This is a genomic window from Gluconobacter sp. P1D12_c (assembly GCF_018812105.1).
GTDB classification, from domain to species: domain Bacteria; phylum Pseudomonadota; class Alphaproteobacteria; order Acetobacterales; family Acetobacteraceae; genus Gluconobacter; species Gluconobacter oxydans_A.
Genome location: NZ_JACSIQ010000234.1, coordinates 1 through 555, shown reverse-complemented (window position 1 = coordinate 555; position 555 = coordinate 1). Strand labels below are relative to the sequence as shown.

The following is a 555-nucleotide window of genomic DNA, read 5'->3' as shown; positions in this document are numbered from 1 at the left end:
AAGTGCTTCTAGAGACACTTCGCCTTCCGAGTGATCCTTCACTCTACGAATGGTTTGTCGGTCAGCCAAATGTGCCATTACCGACAAAAAAAGAAGCTTTCTGAATATATCTGAAGAAGGGGTTTCCTTCTTCAGCTTACGACAATTTGCTTGCAAATTGTGTAGTAAGTCCACCTTTTGAAAAAAGGGGGCTGAAACACCATGTCAAAATTCGCCATTCTTCGGGTTCAGAAACTCAAATCGCCCAAGTCCGTCAGGGCGTCCATGAAGCACGCCTACCGAGAGCAGGATACGCCAAACGCTGACGCCACGAGAACGCCAGACAATGACCTGATCGGGCCGCAGAACGTCAAACAGGGCATGATCGCGTTCGAGAAGGCGCTACCTGAGAAGATCCGCAAGAACGCCGTCCAGTGCATCGAATACCTGGTCACGTCCTCACCTGGCGCGTTCGAGAACCGGAACGCTGACCAGGAGGCGTATTTGGGGTCACGACACGAAAGTGTATTTTACGTACGCTTAGGGTGAACACCTACAGAACCGCCAGCATTGGGG

The 555-nt window shown here is 51.2% G+C and carries 1 protein-coding gene; it reads left to right on the top strand.

Annotated features, from left to right (window positions below; all coding sequences use genetic code 11):
- Window positions 1-201: 201 nt before the first annotated feature.
- On the top strand, window positions 202-528 hold the full coding sequence (locus KP705_RS16500; protein ID WP_252348427.1) for a plasmid recombination protein: 327 nt from the start codon (window positions 202-204) through the stop codon (window positions 526-528).
- Window positions 529-555 lie beyond the last annotated feature (27 nt).